We start from the raw sequence: 24,833 nt of genomic DNA on the forward strand, positions 1-24,833 counted from the left end.
TTTTTAATTCTGGTACAATATTGCACGCCTACATATCCACTAATTCTAACGCAGGCTTGCCCAACAGTAGAAGGTAGAGGTCAAAAATTTCGAATGAGTGAATTTTTTCGAGTTGCTGCTCAACGAGCGGCTGTCAGCACCCACCAGAAAATTATCCGCCTCACAAATATTGCTTTGACTCTATCTTCTACTGCAACACCTCCTAGTTCGAGGATTTGATGGCGTTAACCAGTAACTTGGCGATTTCCGAGAGTTGCTTTTTGTTGAAAGTTTTGAGCAAAAGCTTGACTACCGCCTTCGGTTCGGCTGGAAGTGCGACTTGCTTCGACGCGGCTACTGGGGCTGCTGCGGCTGCTGGGGCGCTTGCCTCTGCTGGTTTTGGGCTTGCTGCCAAAAGTAGCAAATTTTTACTCGGAACGATCGTCTTGACTTTCCCCACTTGTACTAAATCGCCAGCTTCCTTGAGTTCTTTGATAATCAGCGGAGCTAAGACTTTATAAGAGTTTTTGGGATTAACGATCGCTGCTCTAGCGGTTTTTACTAAATTTTGCCAAGTCTCTATTTTACCTCCCAACTTATAGAGGCGAACGCACACAGCCGTCAACTCAGAGCGACTAGCAGCCGATTCTTTCTGCTTGAACACCTGCAACATTTCTTTGAGTAAACTCATCACTTCAACAGCAAAATTCGCCGGCACAGCGCCCGCTGTTGGAGCGGCGGGCGTACCAGACCCAGCAGCAGCTTGCACTTTGCCCGACGCCAATTTATCGAGATGAGTTTCCAGTTGAGCAAAAACAGGCATCACCTGCTGCACGAGTTTTTCTCCCTCTTCATTCCTCAAGCCGAAAGGCCCCTCCAGTCGCCCCAGCAAGTCCTTAAGCGTATCAACTCCCTTTAAAAATAGGGATTCTGCCGTTTGGTCAACCTGCTTGACGGGCCCGTCCTTGAGCACCTTAAAACAATCTTCCAAGCGGTGAGCGGTTGTTTTAATACTATCTAAGCCAAGCATAGCCGCCCCTCCTTTCACGGAATGGGCGGCTCGAAACATCTCTTGGACGCTTTCGGGGTCTTTCATAGTGGACTTTAAATCCACTAAACCATTTTCTAGAGTATCGAGGTGCTCCTTAGCCTCCTCTATAAACAAACGCATAATTCGGTCTTGCTGATCTGACACGACAGTCCTCCTAACAATCTCAGCACCCTCCAGAAAGCACCCTCTTCGCGGGAGAAAACACGACTCCTGCCCAGAGTCGGAAGCTCCCATGCAAAACATTCTAGCCTGCCTCAGCTAGCAGACTCAAAATACTGGTGTCGGGGCAATCTTAGCTCTAAAACTGGTGCGGTGGAGATTGAGCCTAGAGTTCTGAGGGAGTATCTGGAGCGACTTCAATACCCATTCCTTGTTTCATCATCTGCTGAGCCGTAATCAAGTCGCTTAACTCCTTGACTTCGACGCCGATGTCTTGGCAAGCCTGTTTCAGTTCCCGCTCGAAGGTGTTGAGGTCGCCTCCGTAGCCACAAAGCTTCGCGGCTGTGGCGATTCCTTGTTGAGCGTTAGCTTTGGCGCAGTCGATCAATTCAATGCCTTTGAGGGGTTGGGAGGATGCCATAATTTCAAGCCACAATTTATCTTTTCTCCCACTCTACCTAGAAGGTTGAGGTCGATCGATCTATCGAAAGGCATGAAAAATCCTGCCTGTGCTGCGTGTTACCAATTCATACCTATTTTTTGGGAGTTCCTGCGAAGATGGCAGTAGTTGAGATTTTCTAACCCAGACTGTGCCTAAATTACAGTAGATTATTGTGAAAAATGTTTCCCAATCTAAAATGCACTGGGTCTGGAGCGTCCGGCACCGCGTGTTTGTGTCTTTTCTCTTTGCTATGGCAGTTGCTGTGTTGCTGCCACCTGACTATCTCCCCCTGACTCGGACGCTGTGCATCTGGAACGCGGGCGCGGTCAGTTTCCTGATTTTAACTTGGATGCTGATGCTGCAAGGCACTCCCGAAATGATGCGCCACCACGCTCAGCAGTTGGATGCTGGCCGCTTAACAATCTTAAGTACGATCGTGGCAGCCGCTTTTGCTAGTTTGTTAGCCATTTTCTTCCTGCTGCGCGATACCAAAGGTCTGTCACCGAATTTGCTATTTCTGCACTTGGGGCTTTCTGTCCTAACAATTGTTGGGTCTTGGATGCAGGTACACACTATCTTCACGATGCACTATGCTCGCAGCTACTACAAAAACCGCAGCAAGCAGCACGGCAGTTACTTACAGGCGGGGGGTTTGGATTTTCCGGGCGACGAGGAACCAGATTACAAAGATTTTTTATATTTCTCCTTTGGTATTGGCATGACTTGCCAAGTTGCAGACGTGCAGATAACTTCTCGTTCCACGAGGTATCTCGTGCTTTTTCACAGCGTGCTGTCGTTCTTTTTTAACACCGCTATTCTGGCTATGAGTGTCAATATTATTGCTGGATTGAGTTGATAGGATTCAGTTCCATATGTTGAGGTTATCGGTAGGATCGTACTTCCTATTTTTTTTGAAGTATTTTATATCCATCAGTAGGACACTTGTATTACTATAGTTATATCCTCACTTAAAATACTCATAATTGGCTATGCCTACACCTTCGACAAGCGATCTGCCTAAACCTAAGTCTTGGGATGAGTTTGAAGATATTGTGTGGGATATTTACACACGAAAATGGAAAGATCCCAATGCTAAAAGGTACGGTAGAACTGGACAAGCTCAGAAGGGTATTGACATATACGGTCAACAAAATAGCTCTAATAATTATGTTGCCGTTCAATGTAAATGCTATGGGGACAATAAGCTCAATGTAGAAACAATCGCAGCCGAGGTTAAAAAAGCCGAGTCATTTTCCTCTAAAATTAGCGAGTATTTGATTGCAACTACAGTATCAAGAAACATAAAAATTCAAGATGATATTCGGAATCTAAATAATAAACGTCACTTACAAAATAAGTTTACTGTTCATGTAGTTTTTTGGGAGGATCTCTGTAGCTACTTAGCACACCCAGATAATTATGATTTGCTCACTAAGCATTATGGCGTATGGGAGCATATCTTTGCAAACCCGCAAAAAGAAGAGGGACAGAAAGTTGCATCAATTCGATATCTTCTTAGTTTAGAGATACAGCGAGACTGCGAGTTGCTTCAGGAAATTATCGCTCACAACGAGGAAGGTTATTTATCTAACAAGTGGCAATCATGCCTCAGCCAAAATCGTGGTGTATGGAAAGATATATCGTGTCGAATACTTCTAAGTCAGAGTGGCGATGAATTGATGCGGCATATTCATAATTTTTATAAGCACTTAGACAGTATCGAGGAGAACTGCAAAGATTTACTTGCGCTGAAATCAAAAGCTCAAACCTTTGAATCAAAACCTAAGTACGAAAACGGGATTCTCAGATTAGACACTATCCCTCTACCAGCCTGGACTGAGAAATATTTCACAGAGGCAGATGAAATAGCACTTCTCAATAGCAAGAAAAGACATTACATGAAATTGAGGAAATTGAAAGAGATAGTTCCGATGGTACTAAATTCTGGTAATCTAATTGTCGATAAATTAAATCAACAGTAAGTTTTTCTGTTTGCAACCTTACTCCATCTAGGGCCAGCAGCCCTCACTTCGCCAATTCGGAGAAGGCTAATTATTGGTTCGCCAAGTAGGTTTCTTAAATCATTTGGGAGGTTGTCCATACTAGCAGTCAGTTTCAGTTTCTCAAGCCATCGCTGAACTCGTGATTCAAACTCAACACCATGTTGTCCTTTCCATTGCTCATCTGCCGGTGGTAGCAAATAATCTGGAAGTTTCGCTTCACCAACTACATCAATTGACTCACCATTATACTTTTCTAAGGAGTCGCGGAGCAGAATTACGCGCTCTCCAGTTACGACAAGTCCAACTGAACAACCAATAGATGCCATATTGTTTTTAAGCTGTGCAATAAGTTGAGCGTTGATACTGATGTCTTTGGGCTTTACCTCAACGATCATCAGATATTCCCCATCTTGGCTTGTCACAACAATATCTGGTTGGGATGTTTTTATCATGGCATTATATCGCAGCAAATTTATTGGCGATGCAGTAAATCAACGACTAGCCTAAGCTTTGCGTAACAAAATTATAACTTGAGGGCATTCAAATTAGGTCATTTAAACGTCAAGACACGGACAATCAATTGATCTACTAAGTTGATGTTGATGGGACAGCAATTTTAATGCTGATTTCTTCACCCACAGCCTCTAGCCCTCCATCCCCCACACTACAGAAACACTACAGCAAACGGGCGATCGCACGCCCCCGTTCTGCCAATCTCAAAATTTCCTGACATTTTTGTTGCTAAAACGAAGTCATTACGAGTATGATTTAACAAGAAGCAAAAAAGACCCACGCCATGAGGATCGAAGAAATACCCCTCAACCAGATTCGCCGCCCCCTGCCGCGAGTCAACGACCAAACCAAAGTAGCCGCCCTCATGGAATCCATCCGCGAGGTAGGTTTAAACGAACCCATCGACGTGCTAGAAGTAGATGGTCAGTATTACGGATTTTCCGGCTGCCACCGGTACGAAGCTTGCCAGCGTCTCGGTTTAGAAACTATCCGCTGTAATGTACGCCGAGCTCCCCGTGCCGTGTTGCAGATGCACTTAGCCTGAGCCTCTCAATAGAAATTCACGACAGGCAAACATTCGATCGCCCAAAGCTTTCTAAGAAGTTCGATCGACAATCACTAATAACAACCTAAAAACCTATGACTACCAACAATCACAAACAACATCTTTACCCCACCCGCATAGATATGTCAGCAGCCACCCGCTCTCAAGTAGTCGGGCTGCTCAACGCCACGCTGGCAACGACTCTGGACTTAAAAACTCAAGTCAAGCAAGCTCACTGGAACGTCAAAGGCATGGACTTCTACCAGTTGCACTTGCTGTTTGACGAAATGGCAACAGAACTCGAAGAATACATCGATTTGGTTGCCGAACGGGTCACAGCTTTGGGCGGTTTGGCTGTAGGAACAGCCCGCACAGCCGCGGCAGATTCAATCCTGCCAGAGTTTCCTTTCGACATTTTAGATGGGAAAGAATATGTGACGGCTTTGGCCGATCGCTACGCACCCTACGCCAAACACCTGCGAGTCGCCATCGACAAAACTGGCGAACTCGGCGATGCCGATACAGCGGATCTGTACACCGAAATTTCGCGGGCAATTGACAAGCGTTTGTGGTTCCTAGAAGCGCATTTGCAAGGTTCTGCGACAACTGCAACAGTCGCCGCCGAAAAAGTAGCCGTCAAATAGCCACAAAAAAAGTTGTGGGGTGGGCGCGGGAGCCCGCCCCACAGATGTATTTCCTTAAGGCTCGTGACAGTTTACGATCGAGAATATGTCCATTTATTAATTTGGATGAGTTTTTCGTGACTGCCAATATTCCAGATTATGCTCCTCAACTGCAACGCCTCATCGAACAGGCGGGGCTTTCGAGCGATCGAGAACTCAGCCAAAAAGCAGGAGTTTCCGAGATCCAGCTAAGTCGCCTGCGTCGCGGCTTAGCTTTGCAAACCCGAGCCGACATCCTGCTCAAAATCAGTCAAGCTTTGCAAATTTCCTTAACGGAACTGCTCGCAACCTTGGCGCCAAACTATGTAGAGTTAGAACAGGCACCACCGACAGCCCTAGAACAAGAATATCAGCGCCTGCAAGCTTCGATCGAACAGCAGCGAGAATCTTTGATGCAGGAATTCCAGCTATCTAGCGTGCAAATTTTAGAATCTTGGATGTTGCAGTGGCCCACTGCTGCGAGCAAAGCTCAGGAAAATCACAACTTGCGGGCTCAGAAACTACTGCCGTTGCTGCGGCCAGTTGAGCAGTTATTGGAGCATTGGGGAGTGGAGTCGATCGCCCCAGTCGGAGTCCAGATTCCCTACAACCCCCAACAGCACCAGCTCATGGAAGGAACAGCCGAACCCGGAGAACCCGTCAAAGTGCGCTACACAGGGTACAGACAAGGCGACAAACTCCTCTACCGCGCCAAAGTTAGCCGAGTTTGATTAATACCAGAAGGGCATTCGGCAGAACAAAGATTGTCCCTATCTCCAAATTCACTCCTGGCTAAGCGCTGCGACTCTGAGCGGCGTTACGATCCGCGACGAGCACCATCTCTTGCACTCAAAACTATTCTCCTGCTCTTAGGCTTTGAGGCTTTCCTCCTCTCTTATTTGGCTCTGAGTCCATCTCGCAGCTATACTAGCCTAGTCTGGCTAGAAATTCTGACATTCCCACCGCAAAATATGAGTCCTGTAGTTAAAATTATTCAGCCCTCTGGCATTTTAGACGGCACCAAGGCAAGTCAATTCCGCCAAGAGATTAGCGACCTAGTGGAAGCGGGAGCCGATGTGGTATTGATAGACTTCACTGATGTGACATTTATGGATAGTTCTGGTTTGGGCGCTTTAGTCTTAGCGCTCAAAACAGTCCGGGCCGCTGGGAGTCAATTAGTTGTCTGTTCTATCAACGAGCAAATCCGCATCTTATTTGAACTCACCAGCATGGATCGAGTTTTCGAGATATTTCAGACCCGCGATGCTTTTAATAGCAAAATTCTCTCAACTAACTAAATCTTTGGACTGCTGCCTTCTTGCTATTTGGTCGCAGATGCAATGCAAGAAGTCAGCTAGCCAAAGTTTACCTTGAGTAAAGACCAATCATCATCAAAAACTGCTTTAGCGTTCAACTTTTGAATGTAGTTCAAAACCAGCTCTAACTGGTCGGCACTTGCACCGTTGTAAGCTGCTAACAAATCTACGAAAGGGTCAAGCCCCCAGATATTGCCGTCAGGTTGGTGGATCTCGTATACCCCGTCGCTAAAGATGTAGAGAGTGCTCAAATCCTCGACATCGCAGCAATTATCGACATAGGGGGCGTCGGGGAACATCCCAACAGGCATTCCGGGGGTTTTTAATCGCTGGATTTTAGCGGTGCTCGCAGGGGACTGGGAAATCAACACGGCCGGTGGATGGCCGGCGCTGGCATACACTAACTGGCGAGAAATGCGGTTGTAAACGCCATACCAGATGGTGAAATACTTGTCATTTTGGTAGCTCATCTGGAAGGTGGTGTTCAGGGCGCGCAAAACGTCGCTGGGTTTGTAGTAGTCTATGTTGGGGAGCGTGCGCGATCGCAGCAAATTCAGCACGGCCACCGAAGGCAGCGCAGCCCGCAAACCGTGACCGGCTACGTCGAGCAAGTAAATCGCCAAATAATCGGCATCTAGCCAGTTGTAGTCGAAGCAATCTCCCCCCAACTGCCGGGAGGGAATGAATTTTGCTTCGATGCTGAAAGGTTCCGTCATCGGATCTGGCAGCAGCGATTGCACGTACTCGGCGGCCTCGGCTAACTCTGCTTCCAGACTTTGCTTGGCAATTTTCAAATCTCGGCTGAGTTGGTGCAGCCGCAATCCGGCGCGTACTCTCGCCTGTAATTCGTTCAGTTCGATCGGCTTCGAGATAAAATCGTCGGCACCGGCGTCGAGGCCTTTGACTCGATCGGCGATCGAACCCAAAGAAGTCAACAAAAAGAATTGTGTAGTTGACAGATCCGGATCTGCCTTAACTCGACGACAGACATCTATGCCCGTCAAGCGCGGCATGATCCAATCGCAAATTATCAGGGCCGGACGCAATTTTTGCGCCTGGGCTACACCGTCTTCGCCATTACTTGCTACTGTTACTTCGTAACCCTGTTTTTTCAGGGTTCTTCTCAGCAGTTCCTGAACAGCCGTATCATCGTCAATAACCAGAATTTGAAACATGGGCACTTAGGTACTACAAGTTTTTCAAGGTCTGGGGGTCATTTAAAATATATCCTGTCAGCGCCCTTGTCTGAGATTGAGTATAGTTTATTGACATCGCTTTGAGGTAATTGCTTTTGACGGCGGGTCGTTGAGTTCAATTTACGTTAAAATTTGATGGAAATTTGGCGCGATCGAACTTCACTCAGTTTATACTCAGAATATAAAATTTTATAGACTTTTATTTGCCACCGGCGCTAGTTGACATGGAAGTGCTATTTATGGTAAAGTGATTCACCGATTATTCGATTAGACATTGATCCACGGCCCACCAGAGCTAGTATCCTCAAACTACCATTCAATTTTGCCGCCGTTATACTTTGTCTCGTTGTATTTTATCTGGTTGTATTTTGTCTCGTTGTATTTTGCCCACCGGCCGATGAAGAACTTGTGTGGTGAGCGTGATTGAATTAAAGGGTTCTGAAAAGTTGCCGATGCTAAAAAAAGCGGATCTTCAAGTCAATACAGGTCTGAATGGATTAAGCTGGGTTTTGTCGTGGTTTGCACAATTGTACGACTCGCGAATTCCTACAAGTGTGTGGATAAGGTGTCAGTTGGCTTTGGCTGAGGGCTTTACGAATGCGGTGCGTCACGCCCACAAGGGCAAACCAGCGGATTTGCCTGTTGACATTCAGGTGGCTGTGTTCGCTGAATCTTTAGAGATTAAAATTTGGGACTCGGGCGATCCGTTTGATTTAGAGAAAAAAATCAAAGATATTTCGGAAAAAGTCGATATTCACTCTCCGGGCGGGCGGGGCCTAAAATTGATTAAAGACATCGCAGACAGTATTAGTTACGAGAGAAAGGCTGATGGACGGAATTGTTTGTCGATTGTCAAAAATTATACTCCTGTCTCAAGGCCCAACAATGAAGATGATATTTTGGAAGCGGTAGAGGAAATTTCTGATTAATGGGTTCATCGGGTTTTAAACGCGGGACATCGGATTCAGCCACAGCAGAATTGTCCGTTTTAATTCATTTAATTCTCGATACACTTCTTGTTTGACCCACTGCCCGATCGCATCGAAGGGTGTAAAAATTTGACCCACAGGCCAGCTAACATCTTGCCCCAAGGGCGTTTGATGGTTGCCAGTCAGAGTCTGAACTGTAATCATGTCGGAAAATCGTGCTTTTAGCAGTTTGGTCAACAGCAGGGTTTGGTCGATGTTGTCGCCGTTAAATTTGACTAAAAGATTGCGCCGGATTTGATAGCTATCTTGGACGAGGCGATTAGTCTCTTGTGGGGAAGGGGTAAACTCGACGTTAAAGACGGGGGAAATTTGCTCCACGATCGGGATTGCTTCTGATGCCGCATAATTGTTGAAAGAAATCAGAATATTGCCTGCCCTTTCTACGTCAAACACAGAACCGATGAGGAGGTGGAGTTTGCATCCCATGCTGTGTCCCATGCCGTAGATGGGGAGATAGGAAGATTTGAGCAATTTAGTGGCGCGCAGGCGATCGAGGGCATTTTCAAATTTGTTGAGGACATCGCGGGCGATCGCAATATGATCCAAAGTATTGACAAACGGCGTTGCTACTACAACATATCCTTGATTCCCCAAAGCTTCTAACAGCCAGCGATAGGTGAGTTGCGGTGCTGTCGCCACAAATGCACCGCCGAGAAAATGTACGATCGCGATCGGTCTTGAAGGAATTAATACCCAGTTGCCAGAAACTTCTTGCCAGTCCATAAATTCAATCTAATTCCCAATAAAAAGGCGATCGTCCTCTGAAGGTAGAAAGCATAATTTTTGCTAAATTTTTGCTGTTATTTTCTGCTTCAAAAAGGGGTTTGCTACCCATTTTCTCATTCAAAAAACTTTGCTCTTTACTTATATTATTATATTTAGTGTAACTGTTTTCGCAGCAAGGTAGCACGGTGCGGGAACGCTACTATTAGCGCCCTGTATAGGCTTGAAGCTAGTGGCAGAATAAATCAAGGCTGACATCGGCTGGCGACTTTAAAAATTTTTATATCGTCTCTCAGCGCAAGGCTGCAAGCGCTTGTAATTAGTAGTGCGGGTAATTGCTCGGACAGAATGTTAACAGTCAAATACGGCTCAAAACCCCAATATCGCGTATTAACCAGCCCCTGGGAGCTCGGCTTCGATTCGGCTTTATTGGCAGCACCTAATTTCTTCACTAAACCCGCATACAACTATAACATCCTTTAGGACAGCCCCCATCCTTTAGGACAGCCCCCCGATTTCAGAAGATCGCTGGGGGTTTAATTCTGGCGAATGACCCATACCTTCTGCCGTTTGATGACTCAACTTTTCGTGAGCCTTCATCCATTTCCACTTGTGCACAGTAGCTTGAGGATTTAGCACTGTGGTAGCCACGCCGTAAACAAGAGTCGGCAAAACCTCCCGATTTAACCAACTTTGTCCCAACTTTCTCATGTAGTGCAGTGCCAAAACTTCTCGAAATTTGTTAAGCCTTTGCAAAAGCGGCAAATTATTAAAACATAACTGTTCGTACTCGTGGAGTGATAACTCTTTTTCTCCCCGCAAGCGCCGCAGTTGGTTTTCCTTGACACAATCAGAAGCTATACGCTTTTTCAGCCAATGCTTATCTGTGAGAGAGTTCCCTCTAATTCGATAATTTCCCAACGGTTCTGTCGCCGCTAGCAAGCCATACTTTTGAGCAAGTTTGGTAAATAACTCTGTATCTTCTCCTACCTGCCAATCTTCTGCAAACCCGCCTTCCTTGAGAATAATGGAGCGATCGACTACAACAGAAGACGGGAAAACCCAAGGGCTTTCGCCTGTCTCCTTAATCGCCTGCATTTCTGCTTTAGTTGTAGGATAGGTTGGAATATAACTCAACTTATTACCGTGCTTGTCTAAATATCGCAAAGCGTGAGCCACAGCTTTGACTTCGGGATTGTCTGCGAGCATCTTCAAACAAACTTCTAACTTATTGGGTTCCCAGGTATCGTCGCTGTCGATAAACGCTACATATTCGCCTGTGGCGCGATCTATCATTAAATTTCTCGACTTAGAAACCCCGTAATTTTGGGGATTCCTGAAGTATTGAATTCTAGAATCTTGCTCGACTAGCTTAGCAGCAACTTTGTCAGTAGCATCAGTAGAAAAGTCATCAACAATTAAAATTTCGAGATTCTTGTGGGTGTTATTGAGTACGGAGGCAACTGTCTCGGCCAGAGTGTCGGCAGCATTGAATGCAGGAATGATTACACTAACTTTTTGGCTGTTCATAACTTGCATTAAGGTGTGGTTTGGTAGTTGTTCGCCGAAGTATAGTCTCTCAGCAGACACTCTAGCTCATTTACGTGCAAGTACCTGTAGCCAGGAAACTTGCCTACATACTGCCAATATAACAGGTTTACCGAGGTCAGTGTTATCTACCATAAGGGGGGAAAGCCGTTAAAAGACGGAGTGCAGACTATTTGGGAGGCAATTTTTCTGACACAGACCTCGGTTGCTAGGCATTTAGGGTTTGGTAGGCGGATTGGAATTTTCCTAAAGTCGATCGCATTTTTTTGCTTTAATACCGCTTACCCAGAAAAACTGGGCCTCACCCAAAATTATTGGCTTGAGAATTAGATATCTACTAAAAAACCTACTTTCTGACTCAGATCGATGCCAGTTAATCGGCGAGCGTAAAATTTTTTGTCCGACCCCCCTGGCGTGCGACTGAGGTCAAAGTCCTGACTACAAACCTATTTTATTGATTAATTCATCACTCGAACAACTTCCAAAAAATTGATCTGCTAAGTCTGCTATGTGTGGCATTACCATAGCAATCACCTAAAAGTGTGAGTTAATTATTTTTGAGGTTTCATTTACTGGCAATGCTTAATTAGGCTAGGAAAAAAAATAATTTGAAAATTCATAATATTTGTGAATATTGGTTTCTCTAATTTGCCTCTTTAGCATTTCCTATCGTAAATCAGCAATGCAGTTTATAGCCGATTATCAGCTTTTTTGAAATCACTAGCTTTTCAAAAAAGATGCTTTTTTCAACTTGTTTAATTATTAAATTGCCATAAGCTGTCCCTGATTTTTCTCTTCCTCTTGTACCGCGACAGGTTCCCAGGGTCAAATGGTTTCCCCATCTGCCATCACAGGTAATTTATTTGCGGTTGAACTCAGTACCGCTAGATTTTAGGGAAGATGCTTCTAAAAGTATAGTATAAAAAATCCTCGCCTCATCCGTAAAAAATGTTGCCAAAGTTCTTGAGCAAAGTGCAAATTTATACTTGTTGCCTAACAGTCTTGGTGTTGGGCGGCTGCCAGCAACAGCTACACCCAACCTTGCTGCAGCAGCGCAGCAAACAGGGCATGGCAGTTTCAGCTCACCCTCTGGCGAGCGCTGCGGGGCTGGCCGTGCTACAACAGGGAGGCAATGCAGTGGATGCGGCGGCTGCTACGGCTTTGGCGATTTCGGTGGTGGAGCCTTTTTCGGCGGGTATCGGTGGCGGGGGTTTTTTGCTCCTGCGGCGGGCCGAAACGGGGACTGTGCAAGCGCTGGATTTCCGGGAACGAGCTCCGAAACGGGCGGCGCGGGATATGTATCTCGACAAGCAAGGTAAGGTGCGCCCAAGGGCAAGTCGCGACGGGCATTTGGCGGCTGGTATTCCGGGTACTGTTGCTGGACTTTATACGGTGCACCGCGAGTATGGTAAGTTGCCTTGGGCCCAGGTGGTGGCCCCAGCGATCGCCCTGGCTGAAAAAGGCTTTCCGGTAAGTTCGCGGTTTACCACGGCTACCGGGCGACGACAGGATGTGTTCAAAAAAAACCGGGCGGCGCGGGAGGTTTTTACTCGTGGTGGCATTTTATACCAGCCGGGTGAGCTTTTGGTGCAGCGGGATTTGGCGCGGACTTTGCGGCAGATTGCACAAAATCCGCAGAGTTTTTATACCGGGGACATTGCGCGGGCGATCGCCGCCGATATGGCTAAAAACGGCGGCATTATCACTCTCGAAGATTTGAAAAACTATACGCCGATTTGGAGAAATCCGGTTTGTGGCAACTTTCGCACTTACGAAATTTGCGCGATGTCCCCTCCTTCTTCCGGCGGCGTTCATTTGTTGCAAATCTTAAATATTCTGGGAGATTCGGATCTCAAGAGGTTGGGAAGGCAAAGTCCAGATACTTTGCACTTGCTGGCGGAGAGCATGAGGATTGCTTATGCTGACCGGGCTGAGTATCTGGGCGACCCGGATTTTGTGAGTGTACCGGTCAAAGCTTTGACTAGCAGCAATTATGCCAAATTGAGACGACCGCAAATCCAAATGTCAAAAGCCAGACCCTCCAGCGAGGTAAAGGCTGTTGACGCTGAAACTTTGAGCCGCTTTGTGTGGGAGTCTCCCGAAACTACCCACCTCACGGTAGTTGACGAAGAGCGCAACGTAGTAAGCTTAACGTTTACGGTGAATGGGGGTTTTGGGGCTGGAGCCGTGGCCGCGGGTACGGGAATTTTGCTCAACAACGAGATGGATGATTTTGCAGCGGCGCCGGGAGTGCCGAATTTGTCGTCTGGTTTGGTGAGCGGGGAGGCAAATTCGATCGCCCCTGACAAAACTCCTTTATCGAGCATGACGCCGATTATCGTGACCGAAAATGGCCAATTCCGTCTGGCTGCTGGGGCTCCCGGAGGCAGCACGATTATTACCACGGTGTTGCAAATTGTACTGAACGTATTGGTTTACGACATGAATGTCGGCGATGCTGTGTCTGCACCTCGGGTACACCACCAGTGGCAGCCCGATCGCCTGATGGTGGAACGGGGAGGTTTTGAGGCTGCGACGCTTTCGGAGTTGCGGCGGCGGGGACACCAGATTGTCGAACGTGACGACTGGGGCAATGCCAATGCGATCGTCCTGACTGCAGACGGTTGGTTGGAAGGGGCTGCCGATCGGCGCGGGGAAGGAGAAGCAAGGGGATTTTAGTCAACAGTCGGTCGATTTTAGATTTTAGATTTTAGATTTTAGAGGGGAGCGAGACTTCGGTGACTCAACGATTTGAGATTTACTCCAAAGATGAATCTGAAATGTTGAACTAGGGTCAAAAATTTTGATATCTCTAGGACAGGAATCGGGCGCTTATATACGTTTTTTGGGCGAGGTCATCTTTCCTGACTCATTAGCTATTAGTCATTAGTCATTAGTCATTTGGGATCTCGCAAACGGTATTAAAACCCGGTTTCTTTTGTCTCCAGTGCGTAAGTCCTGAAATTATTCGTCTATGTACGTTTATTTTTGCATCCCTATTTTTGCGCTGAGGTTTATTGGGTGACTAACTGCCAACATTTACCAAAACAAATAATCACCAAAAGCGTATATTTACTTACGTGTAAAGTTATGGTAAAGGCACTAGACATTAATAGTTATATAATGTAAAAATTAAGTTGTGGATAGGATCAGTTTTGTATCTTCCAGGAAAAATTTATGATAATTACTCACAAAATTGCTGCCTTAACAGCTACATTAACTACTGCTCTGAGTTTGTTGGCAGCGCCAGCAATGGCATTTTCGGTAGGCGCAACTAATAACACTGAGACTTTAAAAAATAATTTATTGGGGGCTAATACAGCCGGGTTGAGTAATTTCTCTGTTTCAATCACGGGTAATCCGGCTGCTTTTGGTACTTTCACTAATGACCCATTCGGTTTGACATCAGGTGTTGTTCTGAGCACTGGTAGAGTCGCCGATATACCAGGTCAGAATCGGAAAGATAACTTCACGACACAGGACAGCGATTTAAGCACGGACTTTGGTCCTAATGGTGAAAAGGGGGATCTGACTCAGCTAAACCTCAGCTTTTTTGCTAATAGCACGGTTGAAAAGTTGTTCTTTCAATATGTATTTGCTTCTGAGGAGTTTCCTGAGTTCGGCGGTTCTAAATATAATGACGATTTTGAACTGCTGCTGAACGGCATTAATTTGGCAAAATTGAGCGACGGAAAAACAGTTACGATTAATAATCTTGTTCCCGATCCATATAATCGCTCTAAAGATCACCCCGACTATATTGACAACCCAAGTTTCACAGGTATTGCTGCTAACATCATTAAGCTGGACGGTTTTACTAAAGTTTTAGGTTTTGAGGGTTTGCTCAAGCAAAATCAGACGAATGTTCTGAGCATTCGCATTAAAGATGTGGGCGACGGCAAGTTAGATTCTGCTGTATTTATTAAAGGCGGTTCTGTGGGGACGGTTGAACCTGAGCCGGTTCCCGAACCTATGACTGTGGGAGGTTTGATGGCGGGAGGCGCTATGCTGGCTGCTGGACGAAAGTTACGCAATCGCCGTGGCGGAATTAATTAATAACGGAAGGAAGAAGGAAGAAGGAAGAAGGAAGAAGGAAGAAGGAAGAAGGAAGAAGGAAGAAGGAAGAAGGAAGAAGGAAGAAACAGAACAGGAACCATTTTGGCGGTTGCTGTAATATGAATCTCGATTAGCCGTGTTGGAGACAGAAACGGGGTTTGATGAACGAAAAGACCTCGTTGTAGTTCTTAAACCGGGTAAAAAACTCGGTTTGTGCGATCGCGATCGCGTAATATCATGTCAAGTAATTTAACCATTATGGGTACGCAGCGAGGAATGCAAGTCCTCATAAAACTATGACGACGAATGCCCTCACTACGAACCAATTTTCTGGCGGTTTTTCTAGCGGACATAATATAAGTTTTTATCCCAAATTCGCAAAGGGCGGATTTTTTTGTATTTGGAGTTGCAGCAAATATTGCGCGTAAAACCCGCGTCTACAACCACTGACTAAAAACTAAATAATTTAGCTATGAACAGTACCATCGGGTAAGATTGTACCTGTTAATGTAGTCCGGGTAAGTTTGACCATAACTCGATCGCCGTAACCGATTTTTGCTCCTGTTAAGTCAGCACCGCTCAAGTCAGCACCGCTCAAATCGGCTCCTATTAAGTTGCTTTCTCTCAAGTCGGCATTGATCAAACAAGCTCCTAACAAATTGGCCCTGAACAAGTTTGCTTTGTGCAAATTCGCGCCTGTGAGGTTGACGTTGTGTAGAAAAGTATCGCTTAAGTCGGCTTCACTCAGGTTTGCATTGCTCAAGTTTCTTCCTGAAAAATCCTTTTCTTTTAAGGAAGCTCCTTTGAAGTTGGAACCGCTCAAATCGGGAGCTTGCGGCCCAGCTTGGCGGTAAGACTGAGATGACTGAGATGGCGGTGGCTGCGATTGGTAGCGGGACGCCTCTGAATAGGGCCCTGCAGGGTTTCCCCCATAGTTTCCTCCATAATTTCCAGCATATTTTCCTGAAGAGGGTTCAGAAGAGTAGCGGGGTTCTTTTGGGGTGGCCGGCGGTGGCTGGGTGTTTGGATACTGAGTATTTCTGTACTGAGTATTGGGTTGCTGAGTGTTTTGGTACTGAGTATTGGGTTGCTGAGTGTTTTGGTACTGAGTATTGGGTTGCTGAGTGTTTTGGTACTGAGTGTTTTGGTACTGAGTATTGGGTTGCTGAGTATTTTGTTGCTGGGTATTTTGTTGCTGAGTGTTTCTGTACTGAGTATTTTGTTGCTGGGTATTTTGTTGCTGGGTGTTTCTGTACTGAGTATTTTGTTGCTGAGTATTTTGTTGCTGGGTATTTTGTTGCTGGGTGTTTCTGTACTGAGTATTTTGTTGCTGGGTGTTTTGTTGCTGAGTGTTTCTGTACTGAGCGTTTTGTTGCTGGGTGTTTTGGTGCTGGGCGTGTTTGTGCTGGGTGTTTTGGTGCTGGGTGTGTTTGTGCTGAGTATGTTTTTGCTGAACGTTCTGATTCTGACCTCTTGGTTGAATCGATCGCAATTGTTCGCGAGCTTGATTAATTTCCTTAATCTTTTCTTCAGCTTTCTGTAGTAGTCTGGGATTGTCTTTGGGGATGCGATCGGGGTGCCAAATGAACGCTAAATCCTTGTAGGCTTGGCTAATTTCTTCTCTGGAAGCTCCCGGCAACAGTCCCAGCACTTTATAGTATTGGTCGAGGTCGTTCATTGTACCACCTTTCGCTTTAAGAAATTAGGAATTAAAAATTAAGATCGGAGCAAAAGCCGTTCTCAAAGCTTGCTTGTCCGATCGTACATTAGATGAACAATAACTCAGCTAAGCCGCTGCTGGCAAAAATTCTCGAATTCGCTGCAAGTATGTTGCGGCATCCTCCAGCATCGGAAAGTGAGCCGTATTCGGAATTATAACAAATTCTACTTTTTTGCTGAGAGAGGCTGCTTGCTCTCCCATGACGGCGGGGATAATTTGGTCGAATTCTCCGGCCACAAGCAGTGTGGGAACAGTCAGCCGCGCAAATTCTTGGGGCATTTCCTCGGCTGCTCTTTTGCTGACGGCCGTCATCATTGTACCTATAGCAGCTTGCTCGTCTGCCATTAAAAAATCCTTGAGAAACGCCAGACTGACCTCTGTGGGCAGGGAACGGCGCAAAAACCGGGCCATAAATAGCCGATCGGCAAAGGGGATCGATGCCAACCAAGACGGTCTAAATTTTACCACATATCCACCGAATTTGTGAAAAGTTGTAAAGGCTTTTTCATCGTATTCAAAAATCCCGCTGCAAGTGAGAATTGCTTTTTCTACTTTTTCGGGGTAAAGGTTGAGAAATAAAGTAGCAATTGAGGCACCTGTGGAGTGAGCATTGAGAAAGACGCGGCTTAAATTCAGAGATTCTAATAATTCCGCTAAGTCGCGGGCGTAGGTTTCGAGTTCGTAGCTTGACTCAGGATGCTCTTTTGGCAAGGGCGATCGACCAAAACCTCTCATATCGTAAAGCAAACAATCAAAATCATCAGCAATAGCTCGTGCCGTGCTTTCCCAGTAGCGCGCTGAGCCCGCCCAGCCGTGCAGAAATACCATCACTGGTTTCCCGCTAGGTTGGGCCGTGTTATCTGCCGTTATCCACTCGTAATAATGTTCTACACCGCGAATTGAAATGAAAGCCATGATTAAGTAGTTTTGAGTTTTGAGTGATGATAATTTTAAATCATATAGGAATGAGGGGCGATCGCGTCTCAGTTAGCCGAAGTCGTATAATGTAAGCAGCAAAAGATTAAAAGGAAATTTAATATGAAAGAATTAAATAAATTAGAATTGGATGGAATTAAGAACATGGGGGCAGTTAAGACTCAGGTAAAGCTGACCAATGCCATAGATGAAGCTCTAATTAGTCGGGGGTTGCTCGCGCCTCGGCTGTTGCCTGAGTGTGAAACAGAAGCTCTAGTAGATACAGGATCGGTTTACCTAGTAATTTCAGCAGAGATGGTACAGCAACTAGGTTTACCAATTATAGGACAGCAGCTTGTTAAGTATGCTGATGGTCGTCAGGAAACCCTAGGAGTAACCGAGGCTATATTAATTGAAATTCAGGGGCGTAGGACTACCGAGGATGCTCTGGTAACAGGTGATGAAGTGTTGATTGGTCAGGTGGTTTTGGAGAAGTTAGATTTGCTTGTCGATTGTAGGAATCAGCGGTTAATCGGGAATCCTACTAATCCTAATTATTCAGTGACTTATATCAAGTTAACAGGCGGCTGCTAAAAAAAGACCCAGATTCCCAACTTCTTAAAGAAGTCGGGAATCTCAAAAAATGAGACAAATATAGAAACTAATCATAAATATTAAGCAGCAGAAGCAGCCAGCCAAAATAAACCATCTACCAAAAGCGTGCTTAACACCGCGCCGCTAAACGCGCGCCAGTGCAGTTGCGTGCCGCGCAAACTCAGCAAACCGACTGTTAGCAACACAGCGATTAAAACGAGAGCCCAACCTATGCCCCAAGGAGTTTCGATTTGACAGATCGCACTTTGAAAAATCGGCATAGCTAATTCCGGTTCCGCGTGCATCACTTGCCGCCAGTAGGGCATCAACCCAGTTAAATAAAAATATAAATCAGTAATCGCAGTGCCCAAGAGCGAACCTAAATAAAAATAGCCGCCCACTTTTCCCCAAGATTTGCCCAAGCACCAAATAGCAAAAGGCAAGCCAATTGCTTCTATAGGTAGATGTAAAATTGGTTCCCATCTAAACCACCCCCAATAGATAGAACCTGCCAGCCAGCATCCGGCAAATCCTAATAATAAATCTCCCCAAAGTTGGGTTTTGGGGCGGAAAATGAGAATTAAACTCAGAACGAACCAGGGGATAGTTGACAGCAAACTGATGGTTGGATACAAGCGAACTAACGGTGCTTGCACGAAGACTGGAATTGAGACTAAAAATGCAGAGGCGCTAAATATCAACCACTGTTTGATGCTGTTTGTTGTGCCTGAAGTGACAGAATTGTCGAGGCGGGCAATGGTGGCAATAGGTGCGATCGCGGATGATACTAAATTAAGATTAAACAACTGATTGGACTCCGTATTGTTTCAATAGGTGGACTAAAAATTTTGCTGCGGTTGTGGGTGCGACAGTCTCAATGCCGGCGGCGGTTTGGCTGACGTGCCAGCCTTTTGCCGTTTGGGGAGCTCGCCATAAATCCAAATGTTCGATCGCCGGATCTGCATAAAAGCTTTCTCCACCGCCACCGAGAATTGCCGAACTCCAGTGCGTAAAGCGATCGTGGCTGATTCGGTGGATGGGAAAATTGGCCCCCAGGGGTACTCCCCAACCGTCTAAGGCAAAAAAAGCCCCGACTTTGCCGCCGAGTTGCTGCCACATCCAAGCCGCCCCGATCGCCCCGGCTACTCCTGCCGAAAAGCTGACAAATACTAGACTTTCTCCTGCTAACTCTTCGATGCACAAAAAGTGCAATATGTCTAGAGCTGAAAAAGGCGGATATTTATGAGCGGGAAAAATCTTGACACGATCGACTATTTGCTGGTTTTGGCGATCGGCTGCCAGTCCCCAAAGCCCCGAAAGTCCTGCCAGGAAACAGTCGGTTAGCTTTGGTTCGTGGACTCCGGGGCAAATTACCAGTCTCATAGTTCGTCAAGAAAGTTAATATAGTTCGCAACATAACTTTATCATATGCCTACTATATCATATACTACCCCTGGGGATAGGGTGTTAAACTTATAATAGAGTCAAGTTTGAAGAGTATCCCCCCAAGTTAAAAGCTGGGAACGCTCCAAACCGCATTAATCTGAGGCAAGGTCAGGGAGTCTTAAGAAAACATAAAACTTACCCCCCCCAGCCCCATTCCCTGTCAAGCTTAGCAAAGCCTGATTCTAGTTTTAAGCAGTTCTGTATTTAGATTCAACTTTTCTGGCGGCGTCGAAGCCGACCCCACAAAAGTTTAAAGAAACAGGATTGTGAAAATTAGAGGCCTGCCAGCTTAGCTGCCCTACGAATTTCGGGTCAGGGTCAAAAAACCGACTTAGGACTGATGCTCATCAATCCGGTTTCTAGGATAAATAAGAGGTTTGACCGGGAAGTATGGGCCAAGAAACCGGGAATCAGCCCCGCGCACGTCAGTCGTGCGATCGCAAACAATGAAAAATTTCCCATTCACCCTTCATCCTGCCTGGATATCTTAGAATAAATAAAATTGAGGAATACAAAGTGGTTGCTTCTCCAGAAAAAATTGAGTCCAAAACATCTGCAGCACCCGCAAGTAACGATCGGGTTGCTGTATTGCTGATGGGTTACGGCGAAGTTGAAAGCTACGACGATTTTGCCAACTACAACGAACAAGCTTTAAACTTACTGACGGCAAAGTTTGCGCCAGTACCGCTTTGGATTTATCCGCCGCTGGCGAAGATTTTAGCAATCTTTGACTTGCACGAGTGGAGTCACCAACACGGTCAATTCGTTTCGCCGCACAATGCAATTTTTGAACAGCAGCGCGCCGGGATTGAAAAGAATTTACAGGAGAAATGGGGCGATAAAGTAAAAGTGTTCAAAGCTTTTAACTTTTGCGCGCCGTTTTTGCCGGAACAAGTAATCCCTCAAATTCAAGCAGAAGGATTTGACAAAATTCTGATTTATCCGCTGTTGGTTGTTGATTCTGTTTTTACCAGCGGCATTGCAGTCGAACAGGTGAATAAAGCTTTAGCACAAACCTTTGATGGTAAGGAACATTGGGTAAAAGGACAGCGCTACATTCCTTCTTTTTACGATGAACCTGCTTACATCGATTTGATGGCGCGTTTGGTTGAAGAGGAAATTAAGAACGATTTAGCTGTAGCGCATTTGCCTTCTCAGATTGGGATTGTGCTGATGAATCACGGTTGTCCGCACAAGGCGAAGGGCTTTACTTCGGGTATTGTGGAAAGTCAAGCTTTGTACGATCGCGTGCGGGAACGTTTGATGTATCGCTATCCTTTGATTTCGGTGGGTTGGCTGAATCACGACACACCGCTGATTGAATGGACGCAGCCGGATGCGACGTTGGCTGCGAAGAATTTGATCGATTTGGGTGCAACTGCGATCGTCTTTATGCCGATCGGATTTGCGACAGAAAATCACGAAACATTGTTAGATGTTGACCACATTATTGAGTCTTTGCAGAAACAGCGTCAAGGAGTTACTTACCGCAAATTACCTTGCGTAAATGACCATCCAGAGTTTCTGAAAATGGCGGCAGAGTGGGCAAATCCGCAGATTGAAGCGTTGTTGAGTGAGACTGCGGTTGCTGTTAATCCGAGTTTGGCTTCGGCGCAGCGCGAACACAGTCATTCTCATGAAGGACACGGGCATTCTCATGGAGATCATGGTCATTCTCACGGTGGACATTCTCATGGTGAACACGGTCATTCTCATGGCGGGCACGGCCATTCTCACGGGCACGGGCACAGTCATTAATTAGTTGAGTTAAAAAGTCGATCGCCCTTTGCTTTTTTTAGAGCAAGGGCGATTTTTTGCTTATTTATGGTACTGTAAAACTTAATAATGGCAGCCACAATCTTGTTGGGGTTAGAGAAAAATGGGAAGCAGTCTTACTGACCTAGTAATAAATCGCTGGCAATCTCTACCGAGTAACTACTCAGAAGCCAATCTGGCAATGAACTTAATGCCCTTGATCTGGGATGCTATAGGTCTTAATTTCGACCAGATAACAACTAGAAGTTTAGGTTCTGGAACAGGCTTAAAACCAGATTACTTAATATATAACAAATTAAACGAGCCACCTAGAATAGTCGTTGAAATTAAAAAGCGTACTCAATTATTTTATAACGCTCCAGAGCAAGGATTTTCCGATTTTTGCCAGCAGCAAAACCTTTATAAAGAGGCAGTAGGCTACCCCATTAGCGCAAGGAATAATGGCATTAAGCAGTACCTCGACAAGACAAAAGTAGTGCAGTCTCAGTCTCTAGCTCCTTACGGATGGGTATTTAATGGTGATTTCTTTCAAGTTTGGCGGCGAGTTGACGGGCTAGTTTTTCCTTTAACTCCCGTCCTCAAAGTGACAGCAGCAACTTTTCCTAAGCTTTTGCATCAATTAGAGTATTGCTTGACTACTCAGCGGGCTTTAGTAACAGCAATTTGGAATCAGAAAGGAGGCGTAGCAAAGACAACTAATACTATCAATATAGGCGCCGCACTGGCTACAGAAGGCAAGAAAGTTTTGCTGATTGACTTAGATCCGCAAACTGATTTAACCCGAGGGCTGAAAGCCAAGATTCTAGTTAAGAACTATTTGAAAGATTCCAGTAATAAAATTCAATTTAGAGAGGAAAAAATCGCCAAGGATATTTTGAGCAGTGCCGTCCAAGTCCGCAATTTCCCTACCACTGACAGCAAGCCTTTTTCCTTGTCAGTTCTGCCGGGAGAGACAGACGACTTAAAAGGTTTTCGAGATAACACTAACTTTCCCGACTCGCTCAAAAGGTTATGTATCAAGACAATTATTAATCTGCTGAGTGACGAATATGACTACATATTCATTGATGCCTCCCCTACACCAGATGTCTTGTCAGCGGGGATGCTCGCTTCTTGCGATACTATTTTAATCCCTGTGGATTATGACAAAAAATCACTGCATCATGCAGCAGGAGTTGACAGGTTAATTCCTAAATTGAGAAATTTGAGTGGTCAGAATGGGAAATTCCCTGTTTCTCCCTGGAACCTTGGTCTAGTGTTCAGCAATTGTCCGGCTGAAAAGGGCAGCATTCTCCAGACACACATCGACAATACAATCACACAACTAAACTTTACCGGAAAGCCATACAAGACTGAGTTAAAAATTTACGCTCAGGCTAAAGTTGCAGAATTTTCACAAGCACCAGTAATTTGCTGGCACAAATCCCCCATTACTAAACTATACAAAAACCTCGCCCAAGAGGTATTTCTCGAACACAACTTTATCGATAATTAGCAGGTAATTATGGCAATTTTTCAAGAAGAAGAATTCTCAACTGACATTCCACTGGGACAAGTTTTGCAATTACCGTGTAAGTTTATTCAGGGTAAGTCAAATGTAGCTACCAAACAAATCGAAGCCATAGCAGAGCAGTTGAGTAAAACTGAAAAAAACATTTTGCCTGTTGTAGTTAAGCTATTAGAGCAAGACAACTACCAATCTGTTTTTAATACTCAGATATTAGATGGAGCCCGTTTAGCTAAAAAGGATTTCGTCTGGTGTATCATTGTTGATGAGTCAATGCTGGCACAGGTACAAATAGAAGCTGGGCTGGTTATTACTCCGCCTACAGTAGCAACTAACATCGTTGTCGCTTCCGAGCAAGAAATACAGGAAGCACTAGAGCGCATCAAAGCTCAACAGCCTAGTTTTGGCCAGGTTGATCCCTTAAAAGCTGCCAAGGCTATCATGGAATACAGGAAGACAAAGAAGCCTATAAGCCTAAACTTTTTGACTACTTTAAAATGTGGAATTGGGAAAGCAAAAATTCCCCTGGTTTCCGATTATTTAACCGTTAATTAATACCAATTTTCCATGAAACAGAATGACGATCGCGCTTTTCCTGAAATCACCTATGTGCGCGGCGCTAATGGCGAACTCGTACCCGTTTTGCGCGGCACTCGCTTGCGGGCGCAAACAGTAGTCATCGCAGCCCAGAAATGGGGTTTTTCCCCAAACCAAATTGCCGCTGAGTATGACTTAAGTGAAGCTCAAGTGAACGATGTTCTCGCTTTTTATGCCGCCCACTCTCCGGAAATAGATGCCTCTATTGACGCTGAGCAAATTATCGAACCCTTAACTCGTCGGCGTTATTCCCTTGAGGAGTTGGTTGAGGCGATCGCGCCTGAGAATCTTCATAATGAGATTGACAGTGGAGTTGCTATGGGGAACGAAGTGTGGTGACACAATATTGCTATTTGTATGGTGCCTTGCTGTGAGATTTTCCTGCTAGTTGAAATAGCTACGGGGAGCGACGCACCCGAAGGTATTACTGTAGGGAACGAAAAAAGTTTCCTGTTATACTCACCAAATTGTTTGAATAGTGGTTAACGCTTGAATTTTTGCGTCGCGAGTAACTAACGGAAGACTCAAAGATAAAGCAGTAGCCGCAATAATCCTGTCTGGCATATCAGGAACCGTTGCCCTGTCAATTTGTTGAATAGTTGCCGAGATATTGCGATCTAAAGGTGCTAGCATAATCCCCACATTTGGATCGTCCGCAGCATTTAAAACTCGTGTCAGCACCTCGCCTGCCAAACGCCCTCGCTCAATCAAGTAAGCAATTTCTACAATTGTAATTGCGGAAAAGTAGATAAAATTTCCCTCGTTAACCGCTTGTTCTAATGCTATTAATGCTGCTGGCGACAATCTTGGCAGTTCAAAAATGTACCAAATTAGGGTATGGGTATCTGCTACGACTGAGGGCATCAAACAATCTCCCTGGGAAAATTTCCCCACATTTCTTGTCTGGCTTGGGCGATGTCTTCTTCCGTAATATCTACTTTTAAGTCGGCACACAACCCTTTGACACTCTTTAGCGGTCGTTTAGGCTGAATTTTTTTTTGAAGAAATTCAGCAAAATCTAAAACTTCTTGCTGCTTATCCGGGGGCAATGTCCGCAACTTATCTAAAACAGCTTGCTCTAAATTCATTGTTTGTTT

General features: G+C 45.4%; 29 protein-coding genes. 16 read left to right on the forward strand and 13 right to left on the reverse strand.

Annotated features, from left to right (window positions below; genetic code table 11):
* The first annotated feature begins 93 nt into the window (after positions 1-93).
* On the forward strand, positions 94-219 hold the full coding sequence (locus tag QUA23_RS13275; RefSeq protein ID WP_333069419.1) for a hypothetical protein: 126 nt from the start codon (positions 94-96) through the stop codon (positions 217-219).
* Here QUA23_RS13275 and QUA23_RS13280 read toward each other — a convergent pair.
* Both QUA23_RS13280 and QUA23_RS13285 read right to left on the reverse strand, forming a co-directional pair.
* A complete protein-coding gene (locus tag QUA23_RS13280) occupies positions 203-1,273 on the reverse strand; it encodes an Hpt domain-containing protein (protein ID WP_333076418.1) in 1,071 nt (356 codons plus the stop codon). The two genes, QUA23_RS13275 and QUA23_RS13280, sit on opposite strands and share 17 nt — an antisense overlap.
* A gap of 82 nt (positions 1,274-1,355) precedes the next feature.
* Positions 1,356-1,610 carry a hypothetical protein gene (locus QUA23_RS13285; protein WP_333076419.1) on the reverse strand — a complete coding sequence of 85 codons (255 nt, stop codon included), beginning with the start codon at positions 1,608-1,610 and terminating at the stop codon, positions 1,356-1,358.
* A 217-nt stretch (positions 1,611-1,827) separates the two neighbouring features.
* On the opposite strand from QUA23_RS13285, the gene QUA23_RS13290 reads away from it, so the two are divergent.
* Positions 1,828-2,487 (forward strand): DUF1345 domain-containing protein, encoded by a 660-nt coding sequence (locus tag QUA23_RS13290; RefSeq protein ID WP_333076420.1) that lies wholly within the window; start codon positions 1,828-1,830, stop codon positions 2,485-2,487.
* A 133-nt stretch (positions 2,488-2,620) separates the two neighbouring features.
* A complete protein-coding gene (locus QUA23_RS13295) occupies positions 2,621-3,613 on the forward strand; it encodes a restriction endonuclease (protein WP_333076449.1) in 993 nt (330 codons plus the stop codon).
* On the opposite strand, the gene QUA23_RS13300 is transcribed toward QUA23_RS13295, so the two are convergent.
* Positions 3,604-4,086 carry a type I restriction enzyme HsdR N-terminal domain-containing protein gene (locus QUA23_RS13300; protein ID WP_333076421.1) on the reverse strand — a complete coding sequence of 161 codons (483 nt, stop codon included), beginning with the start codon at positions 4,084-4,086 and terminating at the stop codon, positions 3,604-3,606. The two genes, QUA23_RS13295 and QUA23_RS13300, sit on opposite strands and share 10 nt — an antisense overlap.
* Positions 4,087-4,430: 344 nt before the next feature.
* Here QUA23_RS13300 and QUA23_RS13305 point away from each other — a divergent pair, with 344 nt between their 5' ends.
* The 4 genes from QUA23_RS13305 (at position 4,431) to QUA23_RS13320 (ending at position 6,651) form a co-directional block, all read left to right on the forward strand.
* Entirely contained in the window at positions 4,431-4,691 is a 261-nt protein-coding gene (locus QUA23_RS13305; RefSeq protein ID WP_333076422.1) for a sulfiredoxin, read from the forward strand.
* A 95-nt stretch (positions 4,692-4,786) separates the two neighbouring features.
* Positions 4,787-5,335, forward strand: coding sequence for a DNA starvation/stationary phase protection protein Dps (dps, locus tag QUA23_RS13310; RefSeq protein WP_333076423.1), 549 nt, complete (start codon positions 4,787-4,789; stop codon positions 5,333-5,335).
* A 44-nt stretch (positions 5,336-5,379) separates the two neighbouring features.
* Entirely contained in the window at positions 5,380-6,084 is a 705-nt protein-coding gene (locus tag QUA23_RS13315; protein ID WP_333076424.1) for a helix-turn-helix domain-containing protein, read from the forward strand.
* Positions 6,085-6,324: 240 nt separating this feature from the next.
* Positions 6,325-6,651, forward strand: coding sequence for an STAS domain-containing protein (locus QUA23_RS13320; protein WP_041623653.1), 327 nt, complete (start codon positions 6,325-6,327; stop codon positions 6,649-6,651).
* A gap of 56 nt (positions 6,652-6,707) precedes the next feature.
* Here QUA23_RS13320 and QUA23_RS13325 read toward each other — a convergent pair whose 3' ends face one another.
* On the reverse strand, positions 6,708-7,844 hold the full coding sequence (locus QUA23_RS13325) for a PP2C family protein-serine/threonine phosphatase (protein ID WP_006632014.1): 1,137 nt from the start codon (positions 7,842-7,844) through the stop codon (positions 6,708-6,710).
* Positions 7,845-8,275: 431 nt separating this feature from the next.
* Between QUA23_RS13325 and QUA23_RS13330 the strand changes: the two genes are divergently transcribed.
* A complete protein-coding gene (locus tag QUA23_RS13330) occupies positions 8,276-8,794 on the forward strand; it encodes an anti-sigma regulatory factor (protein WP_333076425.1) in 519 nt (172 codons plus the stop codon).
* A gap of 15 nt (positions 8,795-8,809) precedes the next feature.
* Here the strand turns inward: QUA23_RS13330 and QUA23_RS13335 are convergent, their stop codons facing one another.
* The gene (locus QUA23_RS13335) at positions 8,810-9,577 is read right to left on the reverse strand and encodes a DUF1350 family protein (RefSeq protein ID WP_333076426.1); all 768 of its coding nucleotides are present in this window, start codon (positions 9,575-9,577) and stop codon (positions 8,810-8,812) included.
* Positions 9,578-10,075: 498 nt separating this feature from the next.
* A complete protein-coding gene (locus QUA23_RS13340; RefSeq protein WP_333076427.1) occupies positions 10,076-11,167 on the reverse strand; it encodes a glycosyltransferase family 2 protein in 1,092 nt (363 codons plus the stop codon).
* Positions 11,168-12,073: 906 nt separating this feature from the next.
* On the opposite strand from QUA23_RS13340, the gene ggt reads away from it, so the two are divergent.
* The 3 genes from ggt to QUA23_RS13355 all read left to right on the forward strand — a co-directional run bounded on the left by ggt (position 12,074) and on the right by QUA23_RS13355 (position 15,299).
* Positions 12,074-13,804: a gamma-glutamyltransferase gene (gene ggt / locus QUA23_RS13345; protein WP_333076428.1), complete on the forward strand. Its 1,731-nt coding sequence runs from the start codon at positions 12,074-12,076 to the stop codon at positions 13,802-13,804.
* A gap of 498 nt (positions 13,805-14,302) precedes the next feature.
* Complete coding sequence (locus QUA23_RS13350) at positions 14,303-15,181, forward strand: choice-of-anchor L family PEP-CTERM protein (RefSeq protein WP_333076429.1); 879 nt, start codon at positions 14,303-14,305, stop codon at positions 15,179-15,181.
* Positions 15,165-15,299: a hypothetical protein gene (locus QUA23_RS13355; protein WP_333076430.1), complete on the forward strand. Its 135-nt coding sequence runs from the start codon at positions 15,165-15,167 to the stop codon at positions 15,297-15,299. Before QUA23_RS13350 ends, QUA23_RS13355 begins: the two co-directional genes overlap by 17 nt.
* Positions 15,300-15,647: 348 nt before the next feature.
* Here the strand turns inward: QUA23_RS13355 and QUA23_RS13360 are convergent, their stop codons facing one another.
* Both QUA23_RS13360 and QUA23_RS13365 read right to left on the reverse strand, forming a co-directional pair.
* The gene (locus tag QUA23_RS13360; protein WP_333110393.1) at positions 15,648-16,859 is read right to left on the reverse strand and encodes a pentapeptide repeat-containing protein; all 1,212 of its coding nucleotides are present in this window, start codon (positions 16,857-16,859) and stop codon (positions 15,648-15,650) included.
* A 108-nt stretch (positions 16,860-16,967) separates the two neighbouring features.
* On the reverse strand, positions 16,968-17,816 hold the full coding sequence (locus QUA23_RS13365) for an alpha/beta hydrolase (RefSeq protein ID WP_333076432.1): 849 nt from the start codon (positions 17,814-17,816) through the stop codon (positions 16,968-16,970).
* Positions 17,817-17,939: 123 nt separating this feature from the next.
* Between QUA23_RS13365 and QUA23_RS13370 the strand changes: the two genes are divergently transcribed.
* Entirely contained in the window at positions 17,940-18,410 is a 471-nt protein-coding gene (locus tag QUA23_RS13370; RefSeq protein WP_333076433.1) for an aspartyl protease family protein, read from the forward strand.
* Positions 18,411-18,490: 80 nt separating this feature from the next.
* Here the strand turns inward: QUA23_RS13370 and QUA23_RS13375 are convergent, their stop codons facing one another.
* From QUA23_RS13375 to QUA23_RS13385, 3 genes are all read right to left on the reverse strand, one after another.
* Positions 18,491-19,216 carry a DUF3120 domain-containing protein gene (locus tag QUA23_RS13375; protein WP_333076434.1) on the reverse strand — a complete coding sequence of 242 codons (726 nt, stop codon included), beginning with the start codon at positions 19,214-19,216 and terminating at the stop codon, positions 18,491-18,493.
* Positions 19,209-19,793, reverse strand: a complete 585-nt coding sequence (locus QUA23_RS13380; protein WP_333076435.1) for a hypothetical protein — start codon at positions 19,791-19,793, stop codon at positions 19,209-19,211. Before QUA23_RS13380 ends, QUA23_RS13375 begins: the two co-directional genes overlap by 8 nt.
* Before the next feature lie 381 nt (positions 19,794-20,174).
* Positions 20,175-20,318 carry a hypothetical protein gene (locus QUA23_RS13385; protein WP_333093876.1) on the reverse strand — a complete coding sequence of 48 codons (144 nt, stop codon included), beginning with the start codon at positions 20,316-20,318 and terminating at the stop codon, positions 20,175-20,177.
* Between the two features lie 54 nt (positions 20,319-20,372).
* On the opposite strand from QUA23_RS13385, the gene QUA23_RS13390 reads away from it, so the two are divergent.
* From QUA23_RS13390 to QUA23_RS13405, 4 genes are all read left to right on the forward strand, one after another.
* Positions 20,373-21,614, forward strand: coding sequence for a ferrochelatase (locus tag QUA23_RS13390; protein WP_333076436.1), 1,242 nt, complete (start codon positions 20,373-20,375; stop codon positions 21,612-21,614).
* Positions 21,615-21,735: 121 nt separating this feature from the next.
* Complete coding sequence (locus QUA23_RS13395) at positions 21,736-23,127, forward strand: AAA family ATPase (protein ID WP_333076437.1); 1,392 nt, start codon at positions 21,736-21,738, stop codon at positions 23,125-23,127.
* A 9-nt stretch (positions 23,128-23,136) separates the two neighbouring features.
* Positions 23,137-23,694, forward strand: coding sequence for a hypothetical protein (locus tag QUA23_RS13400; protein WP_333076438.1), 558 nt, complete (start codon positions 23,137-23,139; stop codon positions 23,692-23,694).
* A gap of 12 nt (positions 23,695-23,706) precedes the next feature.
* Positions 23,707-24,075 (forward strand): DUF433 domain-containing protein, encoded by a 369-nt coding sequence (locus QUA23_RS13405; protein ID WP_333076439.1) that lies wholly within the window; start codon positions 23,707-23,709, stop codon positions 24,073-24,075.
* A gap of 120 nt (positions 24,076-24,195) precedes the next feature.
* On the opposite strand, the gene QUA23_RS13410 is transcribed toward QUA23_RS13405, so the two are convergent.
* The gene (locus QUA23_RS13410) at positions 24,196-24,600 is read right to left on the reverse strand and encodes a type II toxin-antitoxin system VapC family toxin (protein ID WP_333076440.1); all 405 of its coding nucleotides are present in this window, start codon (positions 24,598-24,600) and stop codon (positions 24,196-24,198) included.
* Complete coding sequence (locus tag QUA23_RS13415) at positions 24,600-24,824, reverse strand: DUF2281 domain-containing protein (protein WP_333076441.1); 225 nt, start codon at positions 24,822-24,824, stop codon at positions 24,600-24,602. The genes QUA23_RS13410 and QUA23_RS13415 overlap by 1 nt, the downstream gene beginning before the upstream one ends.
* Positions 24,825-24,833 lie beyond the last annotated feature (9 nt).

It is taken from the genome of Microcoleus sp. Pol1C5 (assembly GCF_036701115.1).
In the GTDB taxonomy this organism is placed as follows: domain Bacteria; phylum Cyanobacteriota; class Cyanobacteriia; order Cyanobacteriales; family Microcoleaceae; genus Microcoleus.

Excerpts from the sequence above, each read along its gene's own strand:
- QUA23_RS13275 (WP_333069419.1), top strand. The coding sequence starts at position 94 with ATGAGTGAATTTTTTCGAGTTGCTGCTCAACGAGCGGCTGTCAGCACC.
- QUA23_RS13285 (WP_333076419.1), bottom strand. The coding sequence starts at position 1,610 with ATGGCATCCTCCCAACCCCTCAAAGGCATTGAATTGATCGACTGCGCC.
- QUA23_RS13290 (WP_333076420.1), top strand. The coding sequence starts at position 1,828 with ATGCACTGGGTCTGGAGCGTCCGGCACCGCGTGTTTGTGTCTTTTCTC.
- QUA23_RS13400 (WP_333076438.1), top strand. The coding sequence starts at position 23,137 with ATGGCAATTTTTCAAGAAGAAGAATTCTCAACTGACATTCCACTGGGA.
- QUA23_RS13365 (WP_333076432.1), bottom strand. The coding sequence starts at position 17,816 with ATGGCTTTCATTTCAATTCGCGGTGTAGAACATTATTACGAGTGGATA.
- QUA23_RS13325 (WP_006632014.1), bottom strand. The coding sequence starts at position 7,844 with ATGTTTCAAATTCTGGTTATTGACGATGATACGGCTGTTCAGGAACTG.
- dps (WP_333076423.1), top strand. The coding sequence starts at position 4,787 with ATGACTACCAACAATCACAAACAACATCTTTACCCCACCCGCATAGAT.
- ggt (WP_333076428.1), top strand. The coding sequence starts at position 12,074 with ATGTTGCCAAAGTTCTTGAGCAAAGTGCAAATTTATACTTGTTGCCTA.
- QUA23_RS13305 (WP_333076422.1), top strand. The coding sequence starts at position 4,431 with ATGAGGATCGAAGAAATACCCCTCAACCAGATTCGCCGCCCCCTGCCG.
- QUA23_RS13370 (WP_333076433.1), top strand. The coding sequence starts at position 17,940 with ATGAAAGAATTAAATAAATTAGAATTGGATGGAATTAAGAACATGGGG.
- QUA23_RS13360 (WP_333110393.1), bottom strand. The coding sequence starts at position 16,859 with ATGAACGACCTCGACCAATACTATAAAGTGCTGGGACTGTTGCCGGGA.
- QUA23_RS13295 (WP_333076449.1), top strand. The coding sequence starts at position 2,621 with ATGCCTACACCTTCGACAAGCGATCTGCCTAAACCTAAGTCTTGGGAT.
- QUA23_RS13315 (WP_333076424.1), top strand. The coding sequence starts at position 5,380 with ATGTATTTCCTTAAGGCTCGTGACAGTTTACGATCGAGAATATGTCCA.
- QUA23_RS13300 (WP_333076421.1), bottom strand. The coding sequence starts at position 4,086 with ATGATAAAAACATCCCAACCAGATATTGTTGTGACAAGCCAAGATGGG.
- QUA23_RS13350 (WP_333076429.1), top strand. The coding sequence starts at position 14,303 with ATGATAATTACTCACAAAATTGCTGCCTTAACAGCTACATTAACTACT.
- QUA23_RS13380 (WP_333076435.1), bottom strand. The coding sequence starts at position 19,793 with ATGAGACTGGTAATTTGCCCCGGAGTCCACGAACCAAAGCTAACCGAC.
- QUA23_RS13385 (WP_333093876.1), bottom strand. The coding sequence starts at position 20,318 with ATGGGAAATTTTTCATTGTTTGCGATCGCACGACTGACGTGCGCGGGG.
- QUA23_RS13335 (WP_333076426.1), bottom strand. The coding sequence starts at position 9,577 with ATGGACTGGCAAGAAGTTTCTGGCAACTGGGTATTAATTCCTTCAAGA.
- QUA23_RS13280 (WP_333076418.1), bottom strand. The coding sequence starts at position 1,273 with ATGTTTTGCATGGGAGCTTCCGACTCTGGGCAGGAGTCGTGTTTTCTC.
- QUA23_RS13410 (WP_333076440.1), bottom strand. The coding sequence starts at position 24,600 with ATGCCCTCAGTCGTAGCAGATACCCATACCCTAATTTGGTACATTTTT.
- QUA23_RS13415 (WP_333076441.1), bottom strand. The coding sequence starts at position 24,824 with ATGAATTTAGAGCAAGCTGTTTTAGATAAGTTGCGGACATTGCCCCCG.
- QUA23_RS13395 (WP_333076437.1), top strand. The coding sequence starts at position 21,736 with ATGGGAAGCAGTCTTACTGACCTAGTAATAAATCGCTGGCAATCTCTA.
- QUA23_RS13405 (WP_333076439.1), top strand. The coding sequence starts at position 23,707 with ATGAAACAGAATGACGATCGCGCTTTTCCTGAAATCACCTATGTGCGC.
- QUA23_RS13320 (WP_041623653.1), top strand. The coding sequence starts at position 6,325 with ATGAGTCCTGTAGTTAAAATTATTCAGCCCTCTGGCATTTTAGACGGC.